Annotated in this window: 1 pseudogene; it reads left to right on the forward strand. The window is 57.6% G+C overall.

What is annotated here, in order from left to right:
• Positions 1–450, forward strand: a pseudogene (locus tag K5R16_RS22270) (GntP family permease); the annotation flags it as partial.

The following is a 450-nucleotide window of genomic DNA, read 5'->3' on the forward strand; positions in this document are numbered from 1 at the left end:
CTCTCCCTGGGCCGCCTGGGAAGTGAGCCTGGTGGTGGCCCTGTTTATGGCGGTCAGCGGTTATTTTTGGCTCAAGTGGATGATTAACCGAGCCATCGCCAGAGGCGAGCGTTTCGAGGCGCGCAGTGATGATCCTGAAGTGCCGGAGCGGGATCTGCCCCATCCCATCACAGGGGTGATCCCTCTTATTGTGGTGCTGGTTATCTCCTTTTGGCTGCACGATACCCTGGCACAAAATGCCCTGATAGTTGCCTTGCTCGGTGGAGTGTTGACGCTGATGTTAATCAACTTCCGCCATTTTCATCATCTGGGAAGGGCGGTCAACGACGGCACCACAGGCGCACTGGTGGCCATAGGCAATACCAGCGCCGTGGTCGGCTTTGGCGCCGTGGCCAAATCATCGGCTGCCTTTGCCACTGCGGTTGAGGTGATGACCAATATGCCAGGCAA

This window comes from Shewanella sp. c952 (assembly GCF_019654975.1).
In the GTDB taxonomy this organism is placed as follows: Bacteria; Pseudomonadota; Gammaproteobacteria; order Enterobacterales; family Shewanellaceae; genus Shewanella.